Consider the following 25553-nt stretch of genomic DNA (forward strand, 5'->3'; position numbering starts at 1 on the left):
ATTTCCCCGAAGATTCGCATCCCCGCATGGCCAGGGACCCTCAGCCAGGGGGCCCAGGGGGCTGTGGAAAGCGAGCAGCCGAACGCTCCCACGGATCACCTCGGTCACGGCGGGTGAGCAGTGAGGGGCGGGCTGCCGGAGCCGAACGTGTGCGGTGCTCGTCCAGGGCAGAGCGGACAGGAGCCGAGCGAGGGTGTGGTGTCCGCACGGCTCGTCGAGGATCGCCACGGTGAGAGCATCAGGGTTCGGCGAGGGCTACCCTGCCCGCCAACTCAACAGCATGACAAGTCCCATGCTCATTGGACAGATGTAGTACTCAGTCACACCGGCATCTCTGCGCACGCAGGGGCATGTGAACGGGACCCGCTGACAAGGCTGCGGAGCTCATGGCAAGGTCAACAGTGATCGTGACAAGCGGGGACGGCGAGGGGGAGTTCGTGGAAGCTCGTATGTGGGACGCGCTTGTCGGCTCGATGAAGAGCGCCTACACCGCAGGCCTTGGCGCTGGCGCGGTTCCCAAGCCGGTCATCATGCCGCTGCTACGCGGCGAGCTGATCGGCCTGATCTGGGTACGTCCGATCAGCGTTGGCGAGGACGCGCTCACCGGCATCGCGGATCTGTCCAGCATCGCCGCGGCGGCAGGCGCCGACGAAGTCGTTCTCGTCTGGGAAACCCACGACGTGGCCACCGCCTGCGAGCTGCCGGTCGTCGGCCCGGCACCGTGTCTGAACATGGTGAGCGCCACCAAGGCCGGCCATGTACTGCACCAGTTCCCCTACACCGAAGAACACGCGCCCAGCACCTCTGAGGGCTTGGCCTCCGCCGAACCCCTATGGCAGCCGCCGCTCGAGCCACAGTCCGGCGGCGAACTGGTCCCGCCCATCCAGGCCGCCGTCAACTTCTCCTTCATCCCGCTGGAACTGGACCATCCCAACCCGTTCGGCGTCACCGTCGTCCTGATGGAGGAAGACGGCTACACCGTGCGCCTGACCGAAGCCTTCGCCTGCTGACCGTCCGGCCCGCAGAGAAAAAACGCCTCTGCCCGGCAGTCGACTGCCGGGCAGAGGCGTTTGTCGTACGGGCTTGCAGTGCGGTCCCGGGCGGACTCAGCGGAGGGCGTGCACGCGGGCTGCGCCGGCCAGCCGGAGCGCAGTGTGGGTCACGCGGGCCTGGGTGCCGGCGCTCTCGCGGTCGGCTTCGGCGTCACCCAGCGCGATGGCGGCGTCGACCGCCTCCTGCGCGAGGCGGAGCAGCACGTCGTCGCGGGTGGCCATGTGCAGGTCGTCCATCGCGCTGGTGACGGCGGAGCGGGCGGCGTAGCGGGCCTGGCGGGCTTCGTCGGTCTCGGGCGCTCCGTTGCGGCGGGCCACGATAGGACAGCAGTCAAGCCCACCAGGGCGGCACTGCCGCCCTGGTGGGAGCGGATCTTCTCCCACGCGACTGTGCCGGCCTGCTGCACCTGCTCGGTGTACTCCACCCCGAGCTCCTGCGCGGCTTCCAGGGCACGCTGCTCGCGCTCGGCTTCGGTGAGCTCACGAGCCGCGAGGTCTTCGAGCAGCTCCGTGATGGTGGTGCCGCGCTCCTGAGCGAGGACTCCTACACAAAGGAGTGGAAGGTTTTGGGCATCATCAACTCTTTACCGCTGGGCTGACCGTCCCTTCGGATGGCAATTCGGTCGATCCCAGTGTGATCGGCATACTTCCGCGCATGGACATTGTGGAGAATGACCCCCGGCCGCACCACTATCGGTTCGCGCACGAGGTGCTCGCGAGCCTCGCCCGGGACCTCGGGCCGCAGATGCTGGACGGCGACCCGCCCGAGGGCTTCGGCGCCGGGCTGGTCTCCCTCTGGGACGACTTCGGCGGGCGGCTGCCCGCCGGGGAACGGCTGCCGAGCGACGGCCTGGACGCGAACCTGATCACGCTGGGCCCGCACCGGCTGCTGGTGGTCGTGCTGCCGCGGCCCGCCGCACGGGCAGAGGCGTACTACACCGCCGTCGTCCAGCCAGCCGGCGCCGACCACTGCCGGTACTTCACCCTGGAGCACGCGGTGAACCCGTTCACCAAGGAGCCGTACACGGTGCTCGGCGAATGGGCGGACGGCAGCCACCTCAACCTCGGTTCCGCCCCGGCACCGGGGCTGGCCGCCTTCCTGTCCGCCGTGGTGGCGCTCCTGGACGAGCCGGAGCCCGCCGACGCGGTCAGCCCGCCGACCCCGCCCGGCCCGCAGGAGAAGCCCGAACGCCGCGGCCTGCGACGGCTGTTCGGCCGCTGACCCGCGCCCGGGCCTCCCACCCCGCGGTGCCCGGGCGGGGCTACCGCACCGGGAGGGCTTGCCCATGCCCACGGGGGCTTGCCCAGGGCCGAGGGCTTGCCCCCGTGCACAGGCCAGGTCCGTGGTCCTGCGCACGGGGCTTGCCCCTGCGCAATAGGCGAGCCGGAACTCGGCGCGCACGGAACCAGCCCAGATCAGGGGCGGCTGCCGCACGGCTTAGCGTTGTTTTTTCGGCGAGCCCACCAGTAGCTGAACAAAGCCAAGTAGCCCCGGTACCGCCGCGCGCTCGCCGCCCACCAGGTCGCAAGAGGAACCGGGTGGTCAACCCGGTGATCCTGGCGGCTGCGGAGCGGCAGACCCGCGAGCAGGCCCGCGAGCCCGAAGAACTCTTCGGCGACGGCCGCCAGGCCCTCGAGCTTCCCGCCTGCGCATCGGCGGAGCAGCCACAGCCAGTAGCCCGGTCCCACTGATCAACGCCATGGTCACGACGTCGCCAGGCGCGCTCTACGACCCGCCGAGTCCGAGGTTGGCCAGTGCGGTGGTCCATGCGTGAGAAAACCTTGGTCCCCAGAACGATGTCGTCGCGCCGCGTGTACTTGTCGATGGCTCGGCCGACGATCTCCTCGGATGTGCCGTTGCCATAAGCGTTCGCGGTGTCCCAGAAGGTGATGCCGAGTTCGACCGCCCGCTGGAACAGTGGTTGGGCGGCGCCGTCGAGCGTCCACGGGGTCTGTGGTCGGGGAGCCCCGAAGCTCATGCACCCGAGGGCGATACGGCTGACCTTGAGACCTGAAGTGCCCGAGGCGGGTGTGGTCCACGGGCGCTCCCTCCGTCACGCGTTCTCGATGGTTTGGCTGTCGGGCGAGAGTCTCGGGGCATGCTCGGACTCGGTGGCGGCCAGGTCGAGCAGGGTCAGCGCGTCGTGTTCGGGTGTGCCGGCCTCGGCGTAGTACACGACCATGCACTGGCCCGGGGTGCCCTGCAGTTGCATGGTTTGGTAGCCCAAGGTCAGGTCGCCGACCTCGGGATGGTGGAAGGTCTTGCGCCCGTAGGTGTGGCCCTTGACGTCGTAGCGCTCCCACATGCGCGCGAACTCGGGGCTCTTGAGCAGGAGTTCGCCGACCAGTTGCGTCAGGTCGGGTGCGTCCGGCTCCGTGCCGGCCAGGGCCCGCAGTCCGTTGACGCAGGTGCGGACCTGGTCCGACCAGTCGTCGAACAGGCCTCGGGCGGCGGGGTGCAGGAAGACGTAGCGGGCGATGTTGCGCTGCATGGCCGGCCAGTCGTCAAGGCCGGGGAGCAGCCGCAGTCCGCCCGGGGTGTACGCCAGCACGTCGCCGGTGCGGCTGAACACGTGTGCGGGGTAGGGGCGCAGACTCTCCAGCAGCAGCTTGACGCCGGGCCGCACGGTGCGGTTGGGCGCCGATGGCGGCTCGGGTGTCGACCGGGCGGCGAGCGCGGCGAGAGCGCGCAGGTGATCGCGCTCGTCCTCCTCCAGCTTGAGAGCACGTGCGAGGGAGTCGATCACGGCCGGGCTGGGCCGGGTCTCCGTGCCGCGCTCCAGCCGCGCGTAGTAGTCGATGCTGATGCCGGCAAGAGTGGCCAGCTCCTCCCGGCGCAGTCCGGGAGTGCGGCGCCGCCCGCCGCCGGCCGGCAGACCGACCTCTTCGGGCGTCAGCCGGGCACGGCAGGCACGCAGAAAACGCCCCAGCTCCGTACTGCGGGTGCCGCCGCTGTGCTGCTCACGATCCATGTGTTCAAAGTGTGGGGATGCCGCGACCTGGACGGAAGGCGCGTGGGGTGCCCTGCCACAGCACCGAACGCGGCTCCAGGGCACAGCCCGGCCTGCCACATCTCGCCGCCGGCCCGCACGCTTGACGAGCGTGGAAGAGGGCCCTGCCCGTGCGGCCGACAGTGTGGTCCCCGCTCTCCGGTGCCCGGTGCTTCCCTTCGTTCCATCCGTCACAGAAACCGAGCCATTCCCATGTCTGCTAGTCACACTCCTGCCGGTGCGCCGGCGCCCGATCCGCGGCGCTGGAAAGCGCTGACGGTCATCGCGACAGCCCAGCTGATGGTCGTACTGGACGCGACGGTCGTGAACATCGCGCTGCCGCACGCCCAGGCGGACCTGAACATCTCCGACGGCAGCCGGCAGTGGGTGATCACCGCCTACAGTCTCGCCTTCGGCGGTCTGCTGCTGTTGGGCGGACGGATCGGAGACCTGTGGGGCCGCAAGCGGGCCTTCGTGGTGGGCCTGGTCGGCTTCGCCCTGGCCTCCGCGCTCGGCGGCGCCGCCGTCAACCTCGGCATGCTGCTCGCCTCCCGCGCCCTCCAGGGCGTCTTCGGCGCCCTGCTCGCCCCCGCCGCTCTGTCCCTGCTGACCGTGGCGTTTACCGAGGCCAGGGAGCGTGCCAAGGCGTTCGGTATCTTCGGCGCCATCGCCGCGGCAGGCGGTGCGGTCGGCCTGCTCCTGGGCGGTGTGCTCACCGAGTACATCAACTGGCGCTGGTGCATGTACGTCAACATCGTCTTCGCGGTCGTGGCCGCGGCCGGTGCCACCGTCTACATCAGCGACCGGGGGGACCAGCGCAACCGCGACCGGCTCGACGTCGTGGGCACCCTGCTGGCCACCTTCGGACTCGTCGCCCTCGTCTACGGCTTCGCCCGGGCGGAGCAGGACGGCTGGGGCTCCGGCCTCACCATCGGCATGTTCGTCGCTGCGGTCGTGCTGCTGGCCGCGTTCGCACTGGTCGAGTCCCGGGTCAAGACACCCCTCCTGCCCCTTCGCGTGATCACGGATCGCAACCGTGGGGGCGCCTACCTCTCCATCGGTCTCGCCATGATCGGCATGTTCGGTCAGTTCCTGTTCCTGACCTACTTCCTGCAGCTGAACAAGGGCTACTCGCCGGTCATGTGCGGTATCGCCTTCCTTCCCCTGGTCGTCTGCCTGGTCATCGGGTCCACCCAGATCGGCACCCGACTGGTCAACCGCGTCCCGGCCCGTTTCCTGATGGGCCCCGGCTTCCTGCTGGCCGCCATCGGCATGCTGCTGCTGACCCGGCTCGAGGTGGACAGCTCCTTCGCCACCCATGTCCTGCCCTCCGAGATTCTGCTCGGCCTGGGCATGGGTACGGCCTCGATGCCCGGCATGAGCCTGGCCACCTCCCGCATCCGGCCGCAGGACGCGGGCGTCGCCTCCGCAATGGTCAACGTCTCGCAGCAGGTCGGCGGCTCCATCGGCACCGCGCTGCTGAACACCGTCGCCGCCAGCGCCACCAGCAGCTGGATCGCCGCACGCGCGTTCTCCGGTTCCGTCCCCGAGGCGGCCGCCCAGCAGGCCGCCGTCCACGGCTACGCCGTGGCCTTCGGCTGGGGCACCGCCATCATGGCGCTGGCCTCGCTGATCGCCTTCGTTCTCGTCAACGGCGGCGGCCGCAGCAGGGCCGACTCCTCCGGCGAGGCCGCGCAGCAGGTCGAGGTCCCGGTGATCGCGCACTGACGGTGCGCCCCGGGCCTGCTCCCGGCCCCTTTCAAGCCACTTACCCTCCCCCACAGCAGTCGCCCACCGAACCGTACGGAGCGGCAACCGCGCGTTCCTGAATGTCGACGGAGGTGCGGGCCTGGTCTGATCGCAGCGGGGAGCGCATGGCTCGGCACCTGTGGAACGTCGCGTAATTCCCAGCCGGAACTTCACGGGGCCGGACGCCCTGCCCGTCAATGGCGGCGCACAGCTGGACTGCCGCCGACCCGGGCCGGACCGAAGTGCCACCCCACCTGCACCCTCCTGCCTCGGCGGGCTGTTCTGGGCGCTCACCTCGCCCGGAACAGCCCGCCGAGGCCCTGTTCTCCCGCAGCAGTCGCTCACCGGACCGCACGGCGCGGCAACCGCGCACCACATCACGCGGCGCCCGGACGAGGTCTCCAGACCACCGGACCAACAGCCTCAGTGAACCGGAAACAGAAGGCAGCCGGTTCCCCTTCGACGCCCTCGGCATCGCCTCAACTGTCCAGCATCTTCAGTGCCTGACGGTGCCAGACGAGCGGATTGTGGTCGTCGTCCGTCATCATGGTGAGCACGCGCAGCACGATGATGTCGTGATCGCCGGCCGGATAGCTGTGCTCGATGCTGCACTCCAGCCAGACCGGCGCACCCTGAAGGAAGATCGCGCCGGATTCCGCTTGGACCGTCTCGACGCCGGCGAACCGGCCCTCCTTGCTGGGGGACGCGAGTTGCCTGGTCTTGTCGCTGTGCTCCTCTCCCAGGACGGAGACCCCGATCGTGTGCGCGCGGGACAGCACCGGCCAGGTCGTCGAAGTGTGCTGCACGGCGAAGGAGACCATGGGCGGGTTGAGCGAGACTCCGACGGTGAACGACGAGACGACGATGACGCTGGGTTCGCCGTGGACGCGTGCCGATACGGCCGCGACTCCGGAGGGGAATGCGGCGAACGCCCTCTTCACCTCGGCGTGATCGGAGGTGAAACCCTTCAGTGCGGTCATCGGTCTGCTCCCGTCTTCGCGGCGTCGAGCACGATCGGACCCCACTGTCCGGCCCAGCGGGCGAGTGAGTCATCCGTCGTGTAGGTGGAGTCGAGCTGGTAGAGACCCTGTGCGGGACAAGTCGCACCGAGTTCCACGAGCACTGGTTTGAGGGTGAGTTCGGGGGCGAGCGCGTGCGCCGGACCGGCACCGAGCATGAGGGGCAGCGCCACCTGGCCGGCGAGGCCGGTCGCCGTGGGGAACTGGTCGAGGAACAGCTTGAGCAGGCCGGTGTAGGTCCCCTTGTAGGTGGGAGACGCCGCGATCACGATGTCGGCGGACCTGACCCGCTCGACGGCCGTGGTGACGTCCGGGTCGCCCCAGCTGAGCAGGCCGGCCCCGAGGGAGGTGACTTCGATGACCCCGCAGTCGAGCCCGAGGGCTGCCGCGAGGCGTTCGGCGGCATCGCGGGTGCGCGAGCCGGCCTTGGGATTTCCGACGACGGCAATGGCCTTCATCCGGCGACTCCTGTGGGTAGACGGGGCGATGCGGCGGACGCCGCGGAAGACCCGGCTCCGGGACGGTCGACTCGCAGGAAGACGGATGCGAGGAGACAGAGCAGTCCTACGGCGGCGAGGCCTCCGAGGGTGGTTGCGTAGCCGGTTTTGGCCAGGAGAACGGCGCAGACCGCGCTGCCCAGCACCGCGCCGAGTTGCTTGAGGGCGTTGAAGGTTCCCGACGCAGCCCCGGCCTCGTCCGGAGCGACCGCGGTCATCGCCGCGATCGACAGGGGTGACCAGACGAACGAATTGGCCACCCCGTACACCGCGAAGACGGCGGTCAGAGCGGGGGCCGGCGCGTTGGTCGCGACGAGCAGCGCCGACGCTCCGATGGACAGGACGAGCGCGGAAGAGCCGATCACGGCGACCGCACGCGAGCCGATTCCGTTGTTGAGCCGGGCCGAGACCGGCGCGCCGAGCAGGCACACCACGCCCATCGGTACGAGGGTCAGAGCCGCCGTACCGGGAGTCAGCCCGCGCTCCTGCTGGAGGTAGAGCATCAGCGGGATCATCGCCGAGCCGGAGCAGAAGGCCGCGGCGGCGCCACCCCAGGCAGCGGTGACGAACCCTCGGCTGTGCAGCAGGGCGACCGGTACGAGCGCGCGCTGCCCGTCGCGCCGCTGCAGCCAGACCACGGCCGCGACGACCAGCGCGCCGACGGCAGCGAGCAGCCAGCGTGGCAGGCCCAGCACGTCGGCGCTCGCCGCATCCGTGCCCTGGATGCCGAGCGCGAGTGCGCCGACGCCGGTCGCGTTCGCGCAGATGGCCCACACCGGGATGCCCGCCTTCTGACGGGGGAGGGACGGTACGAACGCGACCACGGCGGCCATCGTGGCGATACCGACCGGGACGTTGACCCAGAACACGGCGGGCCAGCCGCCGACGGCGACGAGCAGGCCGCCGACCAGGGGCCCGGCGGCGACCGCGGCTCCGCCGACCGCGCCCCAGGTGCCGAGCGCGGCGGCCAGGCGCGGCGGCTGGAACAGCGCCTTGATGATGGTGAGGCTCTGCGGCGTCATCAGCGCGGCACCGATGCCCTGTACCACCCGCCCTCCGATGAGTGCCTCGACGGTGGGGGCCAGCGCACACAGCAGCGACCCGAGCGTGAAGGCCGCCAGACCGACCAGGTGGACGCGCCGGTGGCCGTATCGGTCGCCCAGCCGTCCGGCGATGACCAGGGGTACCGCGCAGGCGATGAGGTAGCTGCTGTTGACCCAGATCGCGAGGGTCTCGGTGGTGTGCAGGCCGGTGATCAACGCGGGCAGCGCGACCGAGGTGACGGTGCTGTCCAGCAGCAGCATGAAGAACCCCGCGCACAGGCTGCCGAGGGCGAGCCGGTGGCGTCGCTCGCTCGCTGTGGTCATCTCACACCGCCAGGTTCTCGCGCAGCGTGGCGCCGGGGTAGGCCGGTGCGAGGGCACCGCGGCGGTGCAGCTCGGGGAGTAGCAGCTCGCTGATCGCGCCGAAGCCCGAGGGCATGGCCACCGGGCAGGAGAACATGTAGCCGCCGCGCGATCCGGTCGCGGCGAAGTTCTCCTCCAGTGCGTCGGCGACGGTGGCGGGGTCGCCGACGATGCTGTGGTCGAGACCCGTCGCCCGCTCGCGGCCGTGCGTGAAGAACTCGCCGCGGCTCATCGTGTGGTCCTCGCCGAACTCCCCGACGAGTGAGCCGATGAGACCCGCGGGGCTCGCGTTGGCCGCGACGATCTGGTCGCGCAACTCGGCCAGGCGGAAGGACTCAGGCAGCGTCGAGAAGTCGTAACCGGCGTTGTGCGACAGGTAGGTGGCGACGGCTTCCTCGTGCCAGAACTCGTGCACCGAGTCCCGCTGCGCCCGTGCCTCGGCCGTCGTACGGCCGACGATCACCTGAGTGGCCCAGAGGATGCCCACGTGCGCGGGATCCCGTCCCTCGGCGAGGAGTGCCTCGTCGAGCAGTTTGCGGTGGCGCTGCTGGGCCGTGAGGTCGCCGCCGAAGCCGAAGACGAGATCGGCGAGCCGTGCCGACGCGGTGATGCCGCGGGGCGAGTTGCCGGCCTGCACGACGAGCGGGTGGTGCTGCGGACCGGGTACGGACGCCAGCGGGCCCTTGACGGTGAAGAACCGTCCCCGGTGGTCGATCGGGTGCACCTTCGAGGGATCGGCGAACCGGCCCGTGTCCCGGTCCCGCACAATGGCGTCGGGCGCCACCGAGTCCCACAGCGCGCGGCAGACCGCGACGAACTCCTCCATCCGCTCGTAGCGCAGGTCATGGTCCATCAGCTCGTTGAACCCGTAGTTCGCCGCGTCCGCGCCACGCGTCGAGGCGACCACGTTGAAGGCGATGCGTCCGCTCGTCACGTGGTCGAGCGAGTTCAGCAGCCGGGCGACGTAGAAGGGGTGCATGAACGTCGAGGAGTACGTCAGCCCGAAGCCGATCTTCTCGGTCACGGTGGACATCGCCGCGATGACCGGTGACATGTCGTGGCGCGGCCATTGGATGCCCCACTCCACGGCCGGTTCGATGCTCCCCCGCCAGGTGCTGGGGATGCCGCTTCCGTCGCCGAAGAACAGCAGGTCCACGCCGGCGCGCTCGGCCGTCCGGGCCAGCTCCATGTACATGCGTACGTCCGGGAAGCCCTGACCGACCCAGGAGCCCTGCCGTGCCCACGCACCCTCGGTGTGGGTGAAGGAGAGGTCGTAGCCGATGTGCATGCCGGTCACCGCGCTGCCTTCTTCCAGATCGCAATGACCTCGTCGGCGTCGCTGAGCACGGCCACGTTGAGTCCCAGCTGGACAAGGGCGGCGGCGTTGACGTCGAGGTCGTAGGCGGCCGTGGCATCCCGGGGGACGACGACGGGCCAGTCGAGTTGCATGGCGTCCTGGGCGGTCGCGTGGACGCAGCACTCGCTGGTCAGGCCCACGACGGTGAGCCAGTCGCAGCCGGCCTGGTGGAGCCGCGCGGCGAGATCGGTGTCGAGAAAGCCGCTGTAACCGCGCTTGACGACGCGCGGTTCGCCCTCGGCGGGCCGCACCCGGTACCACTCAGCTCCCGGCGTACCGAGGACGCACGGTTCGGCCGGGCCCATGGGGGCGTCGTAGTCACCCCCGCGCAGCCAGTTGCTCGCCCGCCACGGACGGGTCGGATCACTGCCCAACTCGACCCAGAGGACGGGTACTTCGGCCGCGCGCGCGGCGTCGACGAGGTCGCCGACGCGGCTCACCGCGTGATCGAGGGCCGTCAGTGCGGCATCCGTCAGGCCGTATGCCGCCAGGCGGTCGGGGGCGGCGAAGTCCCGCTGTACGTCGACCACGACCAGCGCGGTCCTGCTGCCGGGCCGGGTGAGGTGGGCGAGTTGTGTGTCGCGCAGGTCTGGCATCAGGCCGCCACCTCGTCACGGGAGCGCAGGGTGGGCAGTACGGTCTCGCCGAACAGCAGCATGTCCTCGTCGTACTCCGGGAAGATCAGCATGAGTCCGTCGAGGTCGGCTTCGCGCACGATGTACTCGATGTGGTCGATGATCGTCCGCGCCGATCCGGCTACGTACGGCGTCTGGAACGCCGCCTCGCCGTCCGCGCCGTCGGCCCACGCGCGGGCCTGGTCCTCGGGTATGCCCCAGGTGCGGCGCATATGGGCGAGCGCCTCGCGGTCGAGGCCCGCGCCCCATTCCTTCACCTTCTTGGCGGCCAGCTCGTCGGTCTCGTCCTGGACGACGGTGAGCATCGAGTAGGTCCTGCAGACGCGGCCGTGGGCCTTCGCCCGCTCGTGGACGTCCGCCGAGAGCATCCGCATCTCGTCGAGGCTTTCGGCGGAGAGGAAGGCGCCGTCGGCGTACTTGGCCTGGAAGCATCGGGCATCTTCCGACCTGCCCGCGTTGATGATGGTCGGGCGGGTGGCCGGATGCGGGCGGGACTCGCAGTCGACGAGGTCGAAGTACGGCGTGTGCATGGTGACGGAGTCCTCGGTCCACAGGCGGGTGACCGCCTCCGTCCACAGCTCCGTCATCCGGTAGCGGTCCGCGTGGCTGAGCCGCGGGTCCCACTCGCCGAACTGCTCGAACTCGCCCGCGTAGGAGCCGTTGACGATGTTCATGCCGGCGCGGCCGTCGGAGATGTCCTGGAGGGTGGCGTACATCTTCGCCGCGAGGGCGGGGTTGTGGACGTTCGCGTGCAGCGTCGCCCAGATCTTGACCCTGCTGGTCGCCTCGGCGAGTGCCGCCATCATCGTCATCGATTCGAGCGAGCGGCCCCAGTGGTCGGTGCTGCCGCCGAAGCCGCGCCACTTCGCCATCGACATGACGAAGTCGAGGCCGATGGTCTCCGCGTGCATGGCTGCGCGCTTGTTCCACGCATAGGTCGCCTCGGGGTGTGGCGCGGTCGTGGACAGCATCCATCCCCCGTTCCCGATGGGGAGGAAGATTCCGTACTCTTTCGCGGGCATGCGGGTGGTCCTTTTGTGAGATCGCTGATGCTGGCCCGGGGGCCGGGAGCCGAGCGGGCTGCTCCGGCGCGGTGCGGCTACGGGGCGGGCCAGACGAGCTTGTCGGCGGCGTAGACGTCCTTGACGAAGGAAGCGTCGAACCATCCCTTGGCCTGGTCGGCGGTCACGCTGTCGGGCACGATCCTGAACTGGTGCAGCATGCCGACGAGCCCCGCGACGTTGTCGAGGTCGATGCTGCCCAGGGGCTGTCCGGGCGTGGGGTTGTCCTTGACGACCTGCGTCTCGGTCTTCCAGATCGCCGTGTTCAGCTTCTTGTCGTACGTCGGTCCGGACAGCTGTCCCGCATAGCCGACGCACTCGGTGATGTGCTTCTCACTGGACGAGCAGTAGTCGTAGGCGTGCAGCGCGGCGCGCAGGATGTCCTCGACGGCGTGCGGGTGCGCCTTGGCGACCGCCGGGTTCACCGCCATCGCGCCGAGCGAGCTCGGGACGCCGTAGTCGACCGGCTTCCACACGGTGACGTCGTCGCCAGCCGCCCTGAGCTGGTTGGGCTCGTTGGAGACGAATCCGGTGAGCGCTTCCAGGCCGCCCTGCCTGCGGGGCAGTACGGAGGGGTCGTAGCCCTCCTTGACCAGCTTGAGTGAGTCCCACGTGACCCCGGCCTTGACCATCATCGCCTCGACGGTGGCGGGTACGTAGCCCTTGTGGCCGACGACCTTGCCGTCGAGCTGGGTCAGCCTGGTGATGTCCTTGTTCGTCATCAGGATCTCGAGGCCGGCGTTCGAGTACGAGGAGACGCCGGTGATGTCGATGCCGTTGGCCCGGGCCTGGATGACGTCCTGCTCGGAGACCGGACTCACGGTCGCCTGTCCGCTGGCGAGCAGTTTGGTGTTCTGTGCCGTGTCGCCGGTGCCGGGCTTGAGGGCGACGTCGAGGCAGAGGTCCTTGAAGTAGCCGAGCTTGGCGGCGGCGATGTACTCGAGGATCGACACCGACGACTGGTACTGGTAGCCCGACAGGTAGGTGATCTTGCCAGCGGCCTTGTTCTCGGCGCACCGTTCGGCGGAGATCGCGGAACCTTCCGAGCCCGTCGAGGTGCTGTCGGAGGAGTTCGAGCCGCATCCCGCGACGCCGGCCGTCAGTACGACGGCGGTGAGGGAGGCGAGGCCGGATCTGATGAGGCGGGACTGCATGGGTGACTCCAAACTGGCGAGGGGTGCCTGGGAAGGTGTGCCGAGGAAGGGGCGCCAATGGCGCGGATCAGGGCATGGGCCGCCGAGCGCCCCGCCATCGCGGGCCACCGGGGACAGAGACGTGCGGGCGGGTCAGTTGTGGGCGCTGTCGTGCCAGTGGAGGACGCGGCGTTCCACCAGCGTCACGACGAGCAGCAGCAGCACGCCCAGTACCGCGAGGACGAGGATCGAGGCGTATACGACCGGTAGTTGGTTCATCGACGAGGCCACACCGATCGCGGTGCCGAGGCCGCGGGTCGATCCCGATGCCGACATCTCGGCCACCACTGCACCGACGATCGACAGCGGGAAGACGATGCGCAGCGCCGCGAACAGGAACGGCAACGCGTTGGGCAAGCGCACGTGCAGCAGGAGCTCGAAGCGGCCCGCATCCATCGTCCGGTACACCTGCAGCACCTGCTGCGGCACGGACCGCAGACCGGTAGCGGTGTTGATGAGGATCGGGAAGAAGCAGATCAGGCCGGCGATGACGAGCTTGGGCAGCGGGCCGAAACCGAAGGCCACGACCAGCGCCGGTGCGATCGCCACGAGCGGAGTGACGTTGAGGACGACCGCGATCGGCATGACCGCCCGGCGCACCACAGGAAGCTCGGTCGTCAGCACCGCGAGGACGAACGCGGCGACGAACCCCAGCGCGAGGCCGGCCGTCGCCTCACCCAGGGTGACCAGGGCGTTGTCGAGGTAGTAGTCGAACTCTGTGGCGAGCGAGTCGCCGATCTTCGGCAGCGGCGGCAGCAGGTAGGGCAGTTCCCTGGCTCCCCACTGCCACAGGACGGCGAGGAAGGCCAGCATCACAGTGAGGGGCAGCCACACGGAGGGACGGATCCACGCGATCCGGGACCTCGGATGCCTGAGGCTGAAGGGCGACGGTTCGACGGGTGTCTCCGGCTCGGTTGCCCGGGTGGCGCTGGTGCGTTCGTCGGCCACGGTCATCTCTCGCACCCCCTTCACGCCGCCGCGCCGTGCCAGGCATGGCGCAGGCGATCTCGGATCAGGTCCTCGTACTCGTGGAAGCGGCGTTCCTTGAAGAGGCGTTCGCCGCGCGGCCGGGGCAGGCCGATGTCGATGGTCTCCACGATGCGGCCCGGCCGCGGCGCCATGACGACCACGGTGTCGGAGAGCCGGACGGCCTCGGAGACGGAGTGGGTGACGAACAGCACCGTTGTCTTCAGTTCGTCCCACAGGTCGAGCAGCTGGTCCTGCAGGCTCTCGCGGGTGAATTCGTCGAGGGCCGAGAAGGGCTCGTCCATGACGAGCACGTCGGGCCGCAGGCCGAAGGCGCGCACGATCGCGGCACGCTGCTGCATGCCGCCGGACAGCTGTGCCGGGAGCTTGTGCATGGCTTCGCCGAGACCCGCCTTGACGAGGAGGTCCCGCATGTCCGGGACCTGCCGCTTTTCGAAGCCGCCGATGCGCTCGCGGCGCCCGGCGGCACCCCTGTTGATCTTCTGCGGCAGTGTGACGTTCCGCAGTACGGACAGCCACGGCAGCAACGCCGGGCTCTGCGGCACGAGTCCGATCATCTTGGCGGCACACGCTTGCGCCGGCGTCACGCCATGCACCCGGACCTCGCCGCGGTCGGGTCGTTCAAGGCCGGCCACTAGGCGCAGCAGCGTCGACTTGCCGCAGCCGCTGGGCCCGATGAGGCTGACGAAGCGGCCGGGCGGCACCGTCAGATCAACCCCGTCGAGGGCATTCGTGGCGGACGGCCCGAATCCGTAGACCCGGTGTACCGATCGCAACTCAAGTGCTGGCGTACCAGTCACCTTCACGCTCCCATCCATGTAGCGAGCACGAAGGCCCGATCCTGGAAGTCGGAGAGCGTGCGTAGCGAGTGCGGGAGACTGCGACGCGGAAATCCGCTTAGGTGTTTCCGACCGTAAGAGCCGCAGGTTTCGCTCCGCCACCGCTTCTTGTTTCGCCTGTATTACGTTCGCTGCTGCAGTGTTACGGCCCTGCTGCCGTCGAAGACGTAGATCTCGATCCCGAGGTCCGCCGCCGCGCATCCCACCCAGCCGCCGAGCGCCTGCACGATCAGCTCGGTGACAAGGAGCACCGCACGCTCGGCGTTGGGCGCCGCGTCACGCAACCAGAGCAACTTGAACATGTCCGCCATGACCTTGTTGCGGTAAGCGGGCTTGTATGCGCCCTGATTGCTGACGAGCTGGACGAGCACCCGGCCGTCGGCGTCGATCCCCTCGACCTCGACGCGGTTGCCGTCCGGCAGCATGAGCGGCTTCGGACGCAGCGTGGTACCGAGCCGGTCGCCAAGGGCGATCAGCATTCGGCGTTCGACGGAACCTTCGGTGAACCGGCTCCACTCGGTGGGAGCTTCAAGGACAGTTAGGTGGCGCATCTGCCGGAGTCTAGGAAACACCCGTTTCCTGCGTGTTTCACACGGCTTGGTGCTCAACAGGGCGCGTTGACGAATGTGGCTGTACCTGGTTGCCGGGAGCCGCAACAGGTGCTGCTGCGGCTCCCGGCAACGGCAGGTTCAGGAGGTCGGGCCGCAGTTCAGCGCGGCCGGGTCGATCGTTCCGCGCTGCACCTTCGCTTCGTGGGGCTCGGCGAGACCGGCGTTGGTGACGTAGAGCCGGTTTCCACGTACCGCGGTGGAGGTGGGGGAAGCGAGGCCGTCCTTGGCCGTCAGGACGGTCTCGGTGGTCCCGTCGGGGTGGACCAGCGCGACCTGGTTGAGGCCGTTCTGCGCGGCGAACACCACGTCGGAGCGGTCGTTGAGGAAGTTGAAGTCGTCGACGCCGGTGAGGCTCCTGGTCACGGTGTGGATCCGGCCGGGGGCGCCGGTGGCGGTGACCGGGATCCGCAGCAGGGTGCCCTTGGCGAGGTTGGAGACCCAGACGGCGCCCTTGTGGAAGCGGAGACCGTTCGCGCCGAGCGGTACGGGTCCCGACGGGTCGGCCGCGAGGGCGGGGTCGGTCAGCCAGGCGGTCGCCTTCCCGCCGGAGGCCGGGACGGTCCATACGGTGCCCTTGTTGCTGTCGGCCGCGTACAGGGTGCGCCCGGACGGGTCGAGGGCCAGACCGTTGGGGAGTCCGCCGGTGGGCAGGGCGGCGATGCGGCGCGGGGTGCCGCCGGGGGGCAGCTTCCATACGCCGGCCCGGGAGGCGTCGGAGGACGCCACGTTGTAGTAGATGTTCCCCTGACGATCGCGGGTGTTGCCGGTGAAGGTGTCGTCCGGCTGCCCGGCGACGATCACCTTGCTGCGCCCGGACGGGGCGATGCGCACCAGTGCCGGACGCTTGCCCGCCACGCTGCCCAGCATGGAGACGGTCAGTGAGTTGTCCGGGTTGACGGTGATGTTCTCCGGGGAGTCGCCGGCGGTGAAGTCGAAGGCGGCGAGGGTCTTCACGTCGGTGACGACCGGCTTCGGGGACGCCTGTTCCGTTGCCGCCGACGCGTATGGCCCCGAGACGAGGACGGTCGCAGTCGCGGCGATTGCCGCCGCGAGTCTGAACCGCTTCTTCAAGGGGGTTGCTGCGGGGACTGCTGTGGATATTTCCATGTGGTTCATCGCACTTTTCTTGGAGGGCGCAACTGTGGTTGCGCGTGGGGTGGGACAGGAAAGGGATGGGGCGGGTCAGTCGCTCAACTCGGCCCCGGACAGGCGTACTTCCTCGATGTCGAGGTACGCCTGCACCTGACGCAGCACCGTGTCGTCGATGTGGTTCTCGTCGCGGAGTCTGACGACGGTGGCGCGTTTGCGGGCGAGGAGGGCGAGGCGCAGCGCGGTGTAGTCCTCCTTGTGGCGCAGGACCACGTCGTCGTCGGCGTCGTCGGCGCGTGCGATGCGTAGGTGGGTCTCGTACTCGTGGCGCGTCCATTCGGCGACCTCCGGGGCGGTGCCGAGGTCGGCGGCCACGTCCGGCAGGGCCTTGAGGGCCTCCTCGGTGGCGGTGGTCTCGGCGAGGGAGCGCTCCTCCTCGGCGGAGGCGTCGTGGGGCAGCCGGGCCCAGCGGACCACGCGTGGCAGGAGCAGGCCCTGCACCACCAGGGTCAGCATGATGACACCGGAGGTCACGAAGACGATCACGTCGCGGTCGGGGAAGGGCGCGCCCGAGTCGAGCGTCTCCGGTACCGACAGCGCCACGGCCAGTGACACCGCGCCCCGGAAGCCGGTGACCCCGCCGACCACCCGGGCCCGGTGGCTCATCCGGCGAAGCCGCTGCTGCGGACGGCGGTCCAGCAGGCGGATCAGGTACACGGCGCCGAACTGGAAGGCGAAGCGCACGGCCACGAGCACCACGGACACGACCCCGACAGTGATCAGGGCGTGGGTGAGGCCGTCGCTGGTCAGGTCGCGGGCGGCGGACTGTGCCTCCAGGCCGACGAGGACGAACAGGGAGGCGTTGAGCAGGAACGTGGACAGCGACCAGAAGGCCACCGCCTGGCGTCGCGTCGCCGCCCCGACCAGGCGCGGGCCGACCTGGCTCATGATCAGCCCGGCCACCACGACGGCCAGGACACCGGAAGCCTCAATCTCCTCGGCTAGAAGGAACGCGGTGAAGGGCGTGAGGATCGTGACCACGTTCCCCAGCAAAGGGTCGTCGAGGCGGCGGCGCAGCTGGATGCCGAGCCAGGCGGTCACCGCTCCGGCCGCCGCCCCACCGACGTAGGCGAGCAGGAAGAGCCATCCGACGTGCGGCACGGTCAGGTGTTCCTCGCCGACCGTGATGCCGACGGCCAGGCCGTAGACGACCAGGGCTGTGCCGTCGTTGATCAGGCTTTCGGCGCGTAGCAGGGTGATGCTGCGGCGGGGCAGCATGCGGGCGAGGACCCCGACCGTCGTCGCGTCGGTAGGTGCGACGGCCGCGCCGAGTACCCAGGCCGGCCCCCAGGGCAGCCCCAGGGCGTGCGCGACGGCTGCCACGGCCCAGGCGGTGAGGATGACCAGGGCCGTGCTCATCAGGATGATTCCGCGCAGGTCCTGCCGGATCCCGCGCAGGGAGGTGGTCAGGCTCTCCCAGTACAGGAGGGCCGGGAGGAACAGCAGCAGCATCGCCTCGGGGGGCAGATGCACTTCGCGCAGTGCCGGGACGAATCCCAGCAGCGCCCCCGCCGCCAGCAGCAGGATGGGCGGAGCGATACGGAGGCGGTCTCCCGCGAGCTCGCACACGAGCACGGTCGCGCACAGGACCACGACGAGTTCGAGACCGAGCACGTTTCATCTCCTGGACAGGTGGTTCGGGAATCCGGGCTCAGCGCGGCGCGAGCAGCGTCGTCGTGGAGGATGCCTCGGGGCTCGTGATGGCCTGGACGATCTCCGCGGCGTAGTGCCCGTACTTGCTGCGGTACGCGGCGTCCACCTGGCCGTCGAGGTCGTGGTCGGCGTCCAGGAAGGAGACGTCCTTGTCCACGCCCCCGGCCCGGATATGTCCTTCCTGGCGTGTCCGCGTGGTGCGGAACCAGTGGGAGGTGGGTCCGTAGACCGAACGGACGTAGATCCCGTCATCCACGCGCACGACCCAGATCGTCCGCGGTTTGTTCAGCGCACCGTCACGGCGCACGGACGCGATCACCAGTTCCTCCGCGGCCCCGACCCTGTCGAGCTCGTCGTTCGTCCATGCCTTTGCCATGGGTCGGTCTCCTTCGTACATACGGATGTGGTCCTCGCCGTAGGTCGGCGGCCGCCGAGGTCACGATGAGCAGCGTCGTCGCGTTCGGCAAGCGGGCGCGCAGGCCGTCGGAGATCGTCACCCCGTTCGCCGCAAGCACGCCGCGGACCTGGGGGTTCATCCGCGAGCCCTCAGCTTGCCGGGTGTACTGGCCGGGTACCAGGCCGGGCTGTGACAGGCAGCCGTGTTCAGTGCTGTGACAGGGCACCCCTCGGAGTCGCGGGCATCGCCACACCGGTCACGGGGCTGCCACACTGGAAGACATGGCACGTGAGCAGCACAGTGGCGGCAGCGGCGGCACCGAACTGGGACGCTTCCTGCGAGCCCGCCGCACCCGGGTGACACCCGGTGACGTCGGTCTGCCGGCCGCCTCCGGTCTGCGCCGTACGCCCGGACTGCGCCGCGAGGAGCTGGCCACCCTCGCCGGCATCAGCATCGACTACTACGCACGCCTGGAGCGCGGGACCGAGACCCGTCCCAGCCCGTCCGTGATCGACGCCCTTGCTCGCGCACTGCTCCTGGGGGAGGCCGAGCACCAGCACCTGCGGGATCTGGCCGCGTGCGCCGACGGGAACGTGGCCGCGTCGGCGACGGTGCCCAGCCGGTCCGTGCCTCCGGGCACTGACCTGATCCTGGAGAGCCTGCGGCCCAATCCCGCGTACGTGGTCGGCCGCACCTTCGAACTGCTCGCCGCCAACCCCGGCGGACTGCACCTGTTCGCCGGGATCGAGGACTGGCAGGGCGAGCAGCGCAACCTCGCGCGCTACGTCTTCCTCCACCCCGCGGCCCGCGAACTGTGGGACGACTGGGACAACGCGGTTCGCAGCTGCGTCGCCTGGCTGCGCGGCCTGGCCGGTATCGAACCGGACGCCCCCGACCTCGCTCTCATCGTCGATGAACTCCTGAGCAAGAGCCCCGAGTTCGCGCGCATGTGGGAGCGGTACGACGTCCGGGGAAACACCAGCGGCCGCCACACGTACCACCACCCCGACGTCGGCGAACTCGCCCTCGGCTACCAGGGCATGACACTGAACGGCGCCAACGGCCAGCACCTGGTCGTCTTCTACGCCGAGCCTGACACCCCCGAGTACGACGCGATGGTCCTCCTCGACAAGGCCGCGCAGGATAAGGCCTCAGAGCCATCGACGTCGCCTGCGCAGTAGCGAACCGACGACCCGGCGAACCCAGAACATCGAGCACGCCATCGCCTCAGGCGTTGGCTTGAACTGGCTGCTACTGCCGGACGTAGGCGCGGGAGTCTTGAGTACTCCCTGGCGGCTCTCCACCACCCGGCAAAGGCTGGACCCTGCGCCGAGACCACAGCCGTAACCGCGGCCCTGTCCCGCATCTCGGCTCAATACCCTCCCGATCCCTCGTTCCTTACGGATCTTGTGGAGACCCGCCCATGTGGAACATCGCGGACACGCTGTACGACTGGTGCCGCGAAGCCCGTCCCTTCGCCCTCGCCACCGTCGTCCAGGTCAGCGGGAGCGCACCCCTGTCGCCCGGCACGCCGCTCGCCGTCGACGCCGAAGGCACGGTGGTCGGCAGCATCTCCGGCGGCTGCGTGGAGGGGGCCGTCTCCGAACTGTGCCGCCAGGTCCTGGGCGACGGCGGCCCTCCCGCACGGGCTCGCTCTGCGGGAGGCGGGCGTACCCGAGACGCGCCTCACCCGCCTCAATTCGCCGATCGGCCTCGACCTGGGCGCCCGCACCCCCGAGGAGACGGCCGTCTCCATCACCGCGGAGATCATCGCCCACGCTCACCACGGCGCCGGTCTGACTCTCTCCTACGGCGCCGGGCCCATCCACGAGCCCATTGCCGCGAGGGGTGCCCTGACAGGTCACTGAACACCGCTACAGGGCACAGCCCGGTCTGCCACATCGCGGCGCCGCGGAGCAGGCTGAATGCTCGTAGGAGATCTCTTCCTCGGCAACGCCCACTCTTTTTCGATCACAGGAGACAGACGATGGACAAGGACGTAGCGGTCATCATCGGCGCGGGCGGCATCGGCCTGGCGATCGCCCGGCGCGTGGGCATCGGACGCATCCTGCTGCTCGCCGACTACAACGAGAAGGCACTGGGCGTCGCCGCCGAGCAGCTTCGCGGCGCGGGCCACGACGTGACCACGCACATCGTCGACGTGTCCGAGCCCGACGCGGTAGCCCGGCTCGCAGACGCCGCCGCGGAGCTGGGCCCCGTCACGCAGGTCGTGCACAGCGCCGGGGTCTCGCCCGTACAGGGGACCACGGAGCAGGTCCTGCACGTCGACCTGCTCGGCACCGCACTGGTCCTCGACGAGTTCGCCCGCGTCATCGCGCCGGGCGGCGCCGGTGTCGTCATCTCCAGCATGGCCGGCCACATGGCGGGCGCGTACCCGTACGACACCGAGCACGCGTTGGCGAGCACCCCCGTCTCCGAGCTGCTCGCCCTGCCGTTCCTGGCCCCCGAGGAGGTGGGCGACTCCGGCGCCGCCTACGCCTTGTCCAAGCGGGGCAACGCGCTGCGTGTGCAGGCCGCCGCCGTGGAGTGGGGCAAGCACGGCGCCCGCGTCAACTGCATCAGCCCCGGCATCATCTCCACGCCGCTGGCCCAGGACGAGATGTCCGGCCCCGGCGGTGAGGGGTACCGGCAGATGATCGAGACATCGGCCGCCGGACGCATCGGCACCCCCGACGACGTGGCCGAGGCGGCGGCCTTCCTGCTCGGGCACCAGGCCGGCTTTATCACCGGGTCGGACCTCCTGGCCGACGGCGGCGTGATCGCGGCTCTGCGGGCCGCGCAGGTGTGGCCCGTGGGCCGGGCGCAGAGCTGACCCGCCGCCGACACGGGCCTGCGCTGACGTGGGCCGCCCGGATCAGCGACCGACTGTGGCGCCCGCGGGCAAGGCGTGTGCCGTGCCCTCCCCATGCCACCGCCCCTGGCCGCGCCACCATCCGCATCATCGAGAGGAACTCCGCTGTGCCCCGTCCCACACCGAAGACGCCCTGGGTCGCGGCCTGCGCCGCCGCCGTACTGATGCTCGCGGGCTGCACCTCGGGCGGCGAGGAGGAGCCCGCGTCGTCCGCCGGGACGGACAACGCGGGCTCGGGCTCCTCGCGCGTGCGAGTCCTGCGGACTGTGACGCAGGGCCTGAACACCCCGTGGGGCATGGCCGCGCTGCCGGACGGCGACCTGCTGGTCTCCTCCCGGGACGACGGCACGATCACCCGCGTCGACGCGGACAACGGCCGGAAGACCGAGGCCGGCACCGTGCAGGGAGCGCGGGACCTGCCGGGCGAGGGCGGCCTGCTCGGGCTCGCCGTCTCCCCGGACTTCGCCTCCGACCGCCTGGTGTACGCCTACCTCACGACCACCTCGGACAACCGCATCGTCCGTATGCGGTACGACACCTCGCGCCCCCGGGGGGAGCAACTGGGCCGCCCGGAGACGGTGTTGGAGGGAATCCCCGCCGGGACGTACCACAACGGCGGTCGGATCACCTTCGGCCCGGACGGCATGCTCTACGCCGGCACCGGCGAGACGTGGGACAAGCCGATCGCCCAGGACCGGGACTCCCTCGGGGGCAAGATCCTGCGCATGACCCCCGAGGGCCGGCCCGCCCGCGGCAACCCCGAGCCCGACTCCCTGGTGTACTCCTCCGGCCACCGCAACCCGCAGGGCCTGGCCTGGGACGACGGCGGGCGGCTGTGGGCGTCGGAGTTCGGCCAGGACACCTGGGACGAGCTGAACCTGATCCGGCCCGGCCGCAACTACGGCTGGCCGGATGTCGAGGGCACAAGCGACCGGGCGGGCTTCACCAACCCGGTGGCCCAGTGGCGCCCCGCCGACGCCTCACCCAGCGGTATCGCCTACGCCGAAGGCGCGATCTGGATGGCGAGCCTGCGGGGCGAACGCCTATGGCGCATCCCGCTGGACGGCTCCAGGGTCGCGGGCGAGCCGTCAGCCGCGCTTGAGGGCTCGTACGGCCGGCTGCGCACGGTGGTTGCGGCGGGCGGCGACAGGCTGTGGCTGGTCACCAGCAACACGGACGGCAAGGGTTCGCCGGAGGACAGCGACGACCGGATCCTGCTGCTCCGGGTTTCCTGAAGGCCCACGGCGGCCGGCACGTCGGGCCTGCTCCCTCCGGTCCGCCACTGCGCGTCGCGATCTGCGAGCGGCCGTCGAGGCCGTCGGTGTCGTCAGCAGGCTCGGCATCCTTCCGAAGTCTGGCAGGCGCCCCTTGTCCCCGGCCGGAACGTCCTGTGGCTGTACGGGAGTTCGTCCGGGGACGAGAGGACGCTGTACTGCGCTGTTCGGTGTGTGCGGCGCCGGTCAGCCGCTCAGCGGGTCGGTGCTTCGACGCCCGTCAGCGCGAGGGATGCTGCCGGAAGCCGGGCACCGTGGATGCTGATCTGCGAGAGGGCGGCGTTGAGCTCCTGGAGTTCGTCGGGGCTGAACCTGACCTCTTCCGCGCCGATGTTCTCCAAGAGGTGGGACAGCCTGGTGGCGCTGGGAATCGGCACGATCCACGGCTTCTGGGCCTGCAGCCAGGCGAGCTCGATCTGAGCGGGCGTGGCGCCCTTGCGTACGGCCCAGTCCTGGAGCAGCTGTACCAGTGGCATGTTGGCGGCCATGTTGTCCCGGCTGTTGCGGGGTGTCGCGGTCCGGCGGTCTCCCTCCGTGAACCGGGTGTACGGATTGATCGTGCCGGTCGTGAAGCCCGTTCCCAGGGGCGCCCAGCACACGAAGCCGATGCCGAGTTCCTCGCACAGCGGCAGGACCTGCTCCTCCGGTCCGCGCCACAGCGTGGAGTACTCGTTCTGGATCGCGGTGAGCGGAAGGACCGCGTGGGCCCGGCGGATGGTCCCCAGACCCGGCTCGGAGAGACCCCAGTGCAGCACCTTGCCCTGGGCCATGAGGTCCTTCACTGTGTCCGCGACATCCTCGATCGGGACGGCGGGATCGACCCGGTGCTGGTAGAGCAGGTCGATGTGGTCCGTCCGCAGGCGCTTCAGCATGCCGTCGACGGCTTGCCGGATGTGGTCGGGACGGCTGTTCAGACCGGTGTTCGCTCCAGTGTCCGGGTCGATGTTCCAGCCGAACTTGGACGCGATCACCACGTTGTCGCGGACGGGCCGGAGAGCTTCGCCGAGGATCCGTTCAGACTCGAACGGCCCGTACGCCTCGGCCGTGTCGAAGAGCGTCACCCCCTGATCGGCTGCTGTCCGGACGAGGGCGACCATGTCCTTGTGGCTGGTGACCGGACCGTAAAGGTTGCCCGGCATGGTCTGGGTGCCGAGGCCGATGCCGGAGACCTTCAGAGACCCGAGTCGGCGGTGACCGGTCTGTGTGATGGCCGCGGTCACCTGGTTGCGGCGGCCGACGGGGCCCCTGGCACCCGTGGCGGGCGATGCCGCCTGCGCCAGTGTGGCCGGCGCGGCCACCACCGAAGTGGCCGCCAGACCGGCCGCGCCCATCAGGAAGCCGCGACGGCCGCGGTCGGTCGAGGTCGGCGTGCTGTCCTGTTCGTGCATGAGTTACATCCCTCATGGTCGTCGGTTGAGAGCACCCTCGGTGCGTCACCGCATCGCAGTCGGCGAGGAAGAGGCAGATCGCGCCAGAGGTGAACACCTGGGCACTTCGGCCGGCGGCAACGGTCCACGTCCGTGACTTCGGATTGATGGCCAGGCCCCCGTTCGGTGACGGGCGTCCTGTGGTGCCGATGGTGCCGGGCGGTAAGGATGATTCAATCAGCGTGCCCGCCGGGTTTGGGAGGCCGTGCTGTTCCACGCAGTGGCAGTGCCCCCCAACTCCCTTGTGGAGCATTCTCGTTGAGGCAAGGGCCGGCCGGACGCAACGCCTGCTGCGCTACGCCCGGTGCCCTTATGGCTCGGTCGCTGACCTTTGCCTACCCGTCAGGAGAAGAAGATGGGCAGGCGCGGAACATAGGGCGCTTCAAGGGCGGCGACCTCGTCGTCGGTGAGCTGGATGTCGAGCGCCGCGACAGCGTCGGCCAGGTGGTGCGGCTTGGTGGCGCCCACGATCGGGGCCGAGACCACCGGGTTCTTGAGCACCCAGGCCAACGCGATCTGCGCCATGGACACCCCGCGTTCCTCGGCGATCTTCTGCACGGCGTCGACGACGGCCTTGTCGCTGTCGAGGAAGAGCGGCCGGCCGTTCATGTCGACCTGGCGGTCCTCCTCCGACCTGCGTGTCGTGCCCTGCTCGCCCCAGGGGCGGGTCACCCTTCCTCCGGCGAGCGGGCTCCAGGGGAGGCTGCCCACGCCCTGGTCCGCGAGCAGGCCGAACATCTCCCGCTCCTCCTCGCGGTGGATCACACTGTAGTGATCCTGCATGGACACGAATCGCGTCCAGCCGTTCGCCTCCGCGGCGTGCTGCAGCTTCGCGAACTGCCACGCCCACATCGAGGAGGCGCCGATGTAGCGGGCCTTTCCGGCCTTGACCACGTCGTGCAGCGCTTCCATCGTCTCCTCGACCGGTGTGTCGGGGTCGAAGCGATGGATCTGGTAGAGGTCGACGTAGTCGGTGTCCAGGCGCCTCAGCGAGGCGTCGATCTGCTCCATGACGGCCTTGCGCGAGAGCCCCGCGCCGCCCGGCCCCTGGTGCATGGGCTGGAACAGTTTCGTGGCGAGGACGATGTCGTCGCGCTGGGTGTACTTGTTGATGGCTCGGCCGACGATCTCCTCAGAGGTGCCCAGGCCGTAGATGTTGGCGGTGTCCCAGAAGGTGATGCCGAGTTCGACGGTCTGCCGGAAGACCGGCTCGGCCGCCGTGTCGTCGAGCACCCATGGCATCCGTTTCGCGGGGTCGCCGAAGCTCATGCAGCCGAGCGCGATACGGCTGACCTTCAGGCCAGAGGTTCCCAGGCGCGTGTACTCCATGACCAACTTCCTCTGTTCCTCTGACTGATCTGTGGGGCTGATCTGTTGTGGTGCTT

26 protein-coding genes and 2 pseudogenes are annotated in these 25553 nt (G+C 69.7%); 10 read left to right on the forward strand and 18 right to left on the reverse strand.

The window, feature by feature from the left end:
- The first annotated feature begins 449 nt into the window (after positions 1 to 449).
- Positions 450 to 1010 carry a hypothetical protein gene (locus tag OG607_RS00745; RefSeq protein ID WP_405717371.1) on the forward strand — a complete coding sequence of 187 codons (561 nt, stop codon included), beginning with the start codon at positions 450 to 452 and terminating at the stop codon, positions 1008 to 1010.
- A 96-nt stretch (positions 1011 to 1106) separates the two neighbouring features.
- Here the strand turns inward: OG607_RS00745 and OG607_RS00750 are convergent, their stop codons facing one another.
- Positions 1107 to 1370, reverse strand: coding sequence for a hypothetical protein (locus tag OG607_RS00750; RefSeq protein WP_405717373.1), 264 nt, complete (start codon positions 1368 to 1370; stop codon positions 1107 to 1109).
- A 44-nt stretch (positions 1371 to 1414) separates the two neighbouring features.
- Between OG607_RS00750 and OG607_RS00755 the strand changes: the two genes are divergently transcribed.
- The 3 genes from OG607_RS00755 to OG607_RS00765 all read left to right on the forward strand — a co-directional run bounded on the left by OG607_RS00755 (position 1415) and on the right by OG607_RS00765 (position 2744).
- Positions 1415 to 1651 carry a hypothetical protein gene (locus OG607_RS00755; RefSeq protein WP_405717376.1) on the forward strand — a complete coding sequence of 79 codons (237 nt, stop codon included), beginning with the start codon at positions 1415 to 1417 and terminating at the stop codon, positions 1649 to 1651.
- A 56-nt stretch (positions 1652 to 1707) separates the two neighbouring features.
- A complete protein-coding gene (locus OG607_RS00760; protein WP_405717379.1) occupies positions 1708 to 2274 on the forward strand; it encodes a hypothetical protein in 567 nt (188 codons plus the stop codon).
- A 317-nt stretch (positions 2275 to 2591) separates the two neighbouring features.
- Complete coding sequence (locus OG607_RS00765; protein ID WP_405717381.1) at positions 2592 to 2744, forward strand: hypothetical protein; 153 nt, start codon at positions 2592 to 2594, stop codon at positions 2742 to 2744.
- Between the two features lie 74 nt (positions 2745 to 2818).
- On the opposite strand, the pseudogene OG607_RS00770 reads toward OG607_RS00765, so the two are convergent.
- Positions 2819 to 3046: pseudogene (locus tag OG607_RS00770) on the reverse strand (aldo/keto reductase); the annotation flags it as partial.
- 60 nt (positions 3047 to 3106) lie between these two features.
- On the reverse strand, positions 3107 to 4024 hold the full coding sequence (locus OG607_RS00775) for a helix-turn-helix transcriptional regulator (protein ID WP_405717384.1): 918 nt from the start codon (positions 4022 to 4024) through the stop codon (positions 3107 to 3109).
- 231 nt (positions 4025 to 4255) lie between these two features.
- Here OG607_RS00775 and OG607_RS00780 point away from each other — a divergent pair, with 231 nt between their 5' ends.
- Positions 4256 to 5770 carry an MFS transporter gene (locus OG607_RS00780; RefSeq protein ID WP_405717387.1) on the forward strand — a complete coding sequence of 505 codons (1515 nt, stop codon included), beginning with the start codon at positions 4256 to 4258 and terminating at the stop codon, positions 5768 to 5770.
- Between the two features lie 500 nt (positions 5771 to 6270).
- Here OG607_RS00780 and OG607_RS00785 read toward each other — a convergent pair whose 3' ends face one another.
- From OG607_RS00785 to OG607_RS00845, 13 genes are all read right to left on the reverse strand, one after another.
- Entirely contained in the window at positions 6271 to 6771 is a 501-nt protein-coding gene (locus OG607_RS00785; protein ID WP_405717390.1) for a flavin reductase family protein, read from the reverse strand.
- On the reverse strand, positions 6768 to 7268 hold the full coding sequence (locus OG607_RS00790) for an NAD(P)H-dependent oxidoreductase (RefSeq protein ID WP_405717393.1): 501 nt from the start codon (positions 7266 to 7268) through the stop codon (positions 6768 to 6770). The genes OG607_RS00785 and OG607_RS00790 overlap by 4 nt, the downstream gene beginning before the upstream one ends.
- Positions 7265 to 8674: an MFS transporter gene (locus OG607_RS00795; RefSeq protein ID WP_405717396.1), complete on the reverse strand. Its 1410-nt coding sequence runs from the start codon at positions 8672 to 8674 to the stop codon at positions 7265 to 7267. The genes OG607_RS00790 and OG607_RS00795 overlap by 4 nt, the downstream gene beginning before the upstream one ends.
- Position 8675: 1 nt before the next feature.
- On the reverse strand, positions 8676 to 10001 hold the full coding sequence (locus OG607_RS00800) for an NtaA/DmoA family FMN-dependent monooxygenase (RefSeq protein WP_405736453.1): 1326 nt from the start codon (positions 9999 to 10001) through the stop codon (positions 8676 to 8678).
- Positions 10002 to 10006: 5 nt separating this feature from the next.
- Positions 10007 to 10666, reverse strand: a complete 660-nt coding sequence (locus OG607_RS00805; RefSeq protein ID WP_405717399.1) for a cysteine hydrolase family protein — start codon at positions 10664 to 10666, stop codon at positions 10007 to 10009.
- Positions 10666 to 11727, reverse strand: coding sequence for an LLM class flavin-dependent oxidoreductase (locus tag OG607_RS00810; protein WP_405717402.1), 1062 nt, complete (start codon positions 11725 to 11727; stop codon positions 10666 to 10668). The genes OG607_RS00805 and OG607_RS00810 overlap by 1 nt, the downstream gene beginning before the upstream one ends.
- Before the next feature lie 77 nt (positions 11728 to 11804).
- Positions 11805 to 12920 (reverse strand): ABC transporter substrate-binding protein, encoded by a 1116-nt coding sequence (locus OG607_RS00815; RefSeq protein ID WP_405717405.1) that lies wholly within the window; start codon positions 12918 to 12920, stop codon positions 11805 to 11807.
- Positions 12921 to 13052: 132 nt separating this feature from the next.
- Positions 13053 to 13913 (reverse strand): ABC transporter permease, encoded by an 861-nt coding sequence (locus tag OG607_RS00820; RefSeq protein ID WP_405717407.1) that lies wholly within the window; start codon positions 13911 to 13913, stop codon positions 13053 to 13055.
- Positions 13914 to 13927: 14 nt separating this feature from the next.
- On the reverse strand, positions 13928 to 14722 hold the full coding sequence (locus OG607_RS00825) for an ABC transporter ATP-binding protein (protein ID WP_405717409.1): 795 nt from the start codon (positions 14720 to 14722) through the stop codon (positions 13928 to 13930).
- Positions 14723 to 14907: 185 nt separating this feature from the next.
- Complete coding sequence (locus OG607_RS00830) at positions 14908 to 15264, reverse strand: hypothetical protein (RefSeq protein WP_405717412.1); 357 nt, start codon at positions 15262 to 15264, stop codon at positions 14908 to 14910.
- 210 nt (positions 15265 to 15474) lie between these two features.
- The gene (locus OG607_RS00835) at positions 15475 to 16503 is read right to left on the reverse strand and encodes an SMP-30/gluconolactonase/LRE family protein (RefSeq protein WP_405717414.1); all 1029 of its coding nucleotides are present in this window, start codon (positions 16501 to 16503) and stop codon (positions 15475 to 15477) included.
- A gap of 75 nt (positions 16504 to 16578) precedes the next feature.
- On the reverse strand, positions 16579 to 18159 hold the full coding sequence (locus OG607_RS00840) for a Na+/H+ antiporter (RefSeq protein ID WP_405717417.1): 1581 nt from the start codon (positions 18157 to 18159) through the stop codon (positions 16579 to 16581).
- Between the two features lie 37 nt (positions 18160 to 18196).
- Entirely contained in the window at positions 18197 to 18574 is a 378-nt protein-coding gene (locus OG607_RS00845) for a DUF2255 family protein (RefSeq protein ID WP_405717420.1), read from the reverse strand.
- 302 nt (positions 18575 to 18876) lie between these two features.
- On the opposite strand from OG607_RS00845, the gene OG607_RS00850 reads away from it, so the two are divergent.
- From OG607_RS00850 to OG607_RS00870, 5 genes and pseudogenes are all read left to right on the forward strand, one after another.
- Positions 18877 to 19776: a helix-turn-helix transcriptional regulator gene (locus tag OG607_RS00850; RefSeq protein WP_405717423.1), complete on the forward strand. Its 900-nt coding sequence runs from the start codon at positions 18877 to 18879 to the stop codon at positions 19774 to 19776.
- A 242-nt stretch (positions 19777 to 20018) separates the two neighbouring features.
- Positions 20019 to 20246: pseudogene (locus OG607_RS00855) on the forward strand (XdhC family protein); the annotation flags it as partial.
- 55 nt (positions 20247 to 20301) lie between these two features.
- Positions 20302 to 20463, forward strand: a complete 162-nt coding sequence (locus OG607_RS00860; protein WP_405736455.1) for a hypothetical protein — start codon at positions 20302 to 20304, stop codon at positions 20461 to 20463.
- Between the two features lie 119 nt (positions 20464 to 20582).
- Positions 20583 to 21428, forward strand: coding sequence for an SDR family oxidoreductase (locus OG607_RS00865; RefSeq protein WP_405736457.1), 846 nt, complete (start codon positions 20583 to 20585; stop codon positions 21426 to 21428).
- 203 nt (positions 21429 to 21631) lie between these two features.
- Positions 21632 to 22702 carry a PQQ-dependent sugar dehydrogenase gene (locus tag OG607_RS00870; protein ID WP_405736460.1) on the forward strand — a complete coding sequence of 357 codons (1071 nt, stop codon included), beginning with the start codon at positions 21632 to 21634 and terminating at the stop codon, positions 22700 to 22702.
- Between the two features lie 233 nt (positions 22703 to 22935).
- Here the strand turns inward: OG607_RS00870 and OG607_RS00875 are convergent, their stop codons facing one another.
- Together OG607_RS00875 and OG607_RS00880 are read right to left on the reverse strand one after the other, a co-directional pair.
- Positions 22936 to 24129 carry an aldo/keto reductase gene (locus tag OG607_RS00875; protein ID WP_405717426.1) on the reverse strand — a complete coding sequence of 398 codons (1194 nt, stop codon included), beginning with the start codon at positions 24127 to 24129 and terminating at the stop codon, positions 22936 to 22938.
- A 381-nt stretch (positions 24130 to 24510) separates the two neighbouring features.
- Positions 24511 to 25497 carry an aldo/keto reductase gene (locus OG607_RS00880; protein ID WP_405717429.1) on the reverse strand — a complete coding sequence of 329 codons (987 nt, stop codon included), beginning with the start codon at positions 25495 to 25497 and terminating at the stop codon, positions 24511 to 24513.
- Positions 25498 to 25553 lie beyond the last annotated feature (56 nt).

It is taken from the genome of Streptomyces sp. NBC_01537 (genome assembly GCF_045040445.1).
Taxonomy (GTDB): domain Bacteria; phylum Actinomycetota; class Actinomycetes; order Streptomycetales; family Streptomycetaceae; genus Actinacidiphila.

Bases quoted from the DNA above. Each gene is read 5' to 3' on its own strand.
- OG607_RS00810 (WP_405717402.1), bottom strand. From the start codon at position 11,727: ATGCCCGCGAAAGAGTACGGAATCTTCCTCCCCATCGGGAACGGGGGA.
- OG607_RS00820 (WP_405717407.1), bottom strand. From the start codon at position 13,913: ATGACCGTGGCCGACGAACGCACCAGCGCCACCCGGGCAACCGAGCCG.
- OG607_RS00760 (WP_405717379.1), top strand. From the start codon at position 1,708: ATGGACATTGTGGAGAATGACCCCCGGCCGCACCACTATCGGTTCGCG.
- OG607_RS00795 (WP_405717396.1), bottom strand. From the start codon at position 8,674: ATGACCACAGCGAGCGAGCGACGCCACCGGCTCGCCCTCGGCAGCCTG.
- OG607_RS00805 (WP_405717399.1), bottom strand. From the start codon at position 10,666: ATGCCAGACCTGCGCGACACACAACTCGCCCACCTCACCCGGCCCGGC.
- OG607_RS00875 (WP_405717426.1), bottom strand. From the start codon at position 24,129: ATGCACGAACAGGACAGCACGCCGACCTCGACCGACCGCGGCCGTCGC.
- OG607_RS00870 (WP_405736460.1), top strand. From the start codon at position 21,632: ATGCTCGCGGGCTGCACCTCGGGCGGCGAGGAGGAGCCCGCGTCGTCC.
- OG607_RS00865 (WP_405736457.1), top strand. From the start codon at position 20,583: ATGGACAAGGACGTAGCGGTCATCATCGGCGCGGGCGGCATCGGCCTG.
- OG607_RS00850 (WP_405717423.1), top strand. From the start codon at position 18,877: ATGGCACGTGAGCAGCACAGTGGCGGCAGCGGCGGCACCGAACTGGGA.
- OG607_RS00800 (WP_405736453.1), bottom strand. From the start codon at position 10,001: ATGCACATCGGCTACGACCTCTCCTTCACCCACACCGAGGGTGCGTGG.
- OG607_RS00780 (WP_405717387.1), top strand. From the start codon at position 4,256: ATGTCTGCTAGTCACACTCCTGCCGGTGCGCCGGCGCCCGATCCGCGG.
- OG607_RS00845 (WP_405717420.1), bottom strand. From the start codon at position 18,574: ATGGCAAAGGCATGGACGAACGACGAGCTCGACAGGGTCGGGGCCGCG.
- OG607_RS00785 (WP_405717390.1), bottom strand. From the start codon at position 6,771: ATGACCGCACTGAAGGGTTTCACCTCCGATCACGCCGAGGTGAAGAGG.
- OG607_RS00835 (WP_405717414.1), bottom strand. From the start codon at position 16,503: ATGGAAATATCCACAGCAGTCCCCGCAGCAACCCCCTTGAAGAAGCGG.
- OG607_RS00790 (WP_405717393.1), bottom strand. From the start codon at position 7,268: ATGAAGGCCATTGCCGTCGTCGGAAATCCCAAGGCCGGCTCGCGCACC.
- OG607_RS00815 (WP_405717405.1), bottom strand. From the start codon at position 12,920: ATGCAGTCCCGCCTCATCAGATCCGGCCTCGCCTCCCTCACCGCCGTC.
- OG607_RS00745 (WP_405717371.1), top strand. From the start codon at position 450: ATGTGGGACGCGCTTGTCGGCTCGATGAAGAGCGCCTACACCGCAGGC.
- OG607_RS00775 (WP_405717384.1), bottom strand. From the start codon at position 4,024: ATGGATCGTGAGCAGCACAGCGGCGGCACCCGCAGTACGGAGCTGGGG.
- OG607_RS00830 (WP_405717412.1), bottom strand. From the start codon at position 15,264: ATGCTGATCGCCCTTGGCGACCGGCTCGGTACCACGCTGCGTCCGAAG.
- OG607_RS00880 (WP_405717429.1), bottom strand. From the start codon at position 25,497: ATGGAGTACACGCGCCTGGGAACCTCTGGCCTGAAGGTCAGCCGTATC.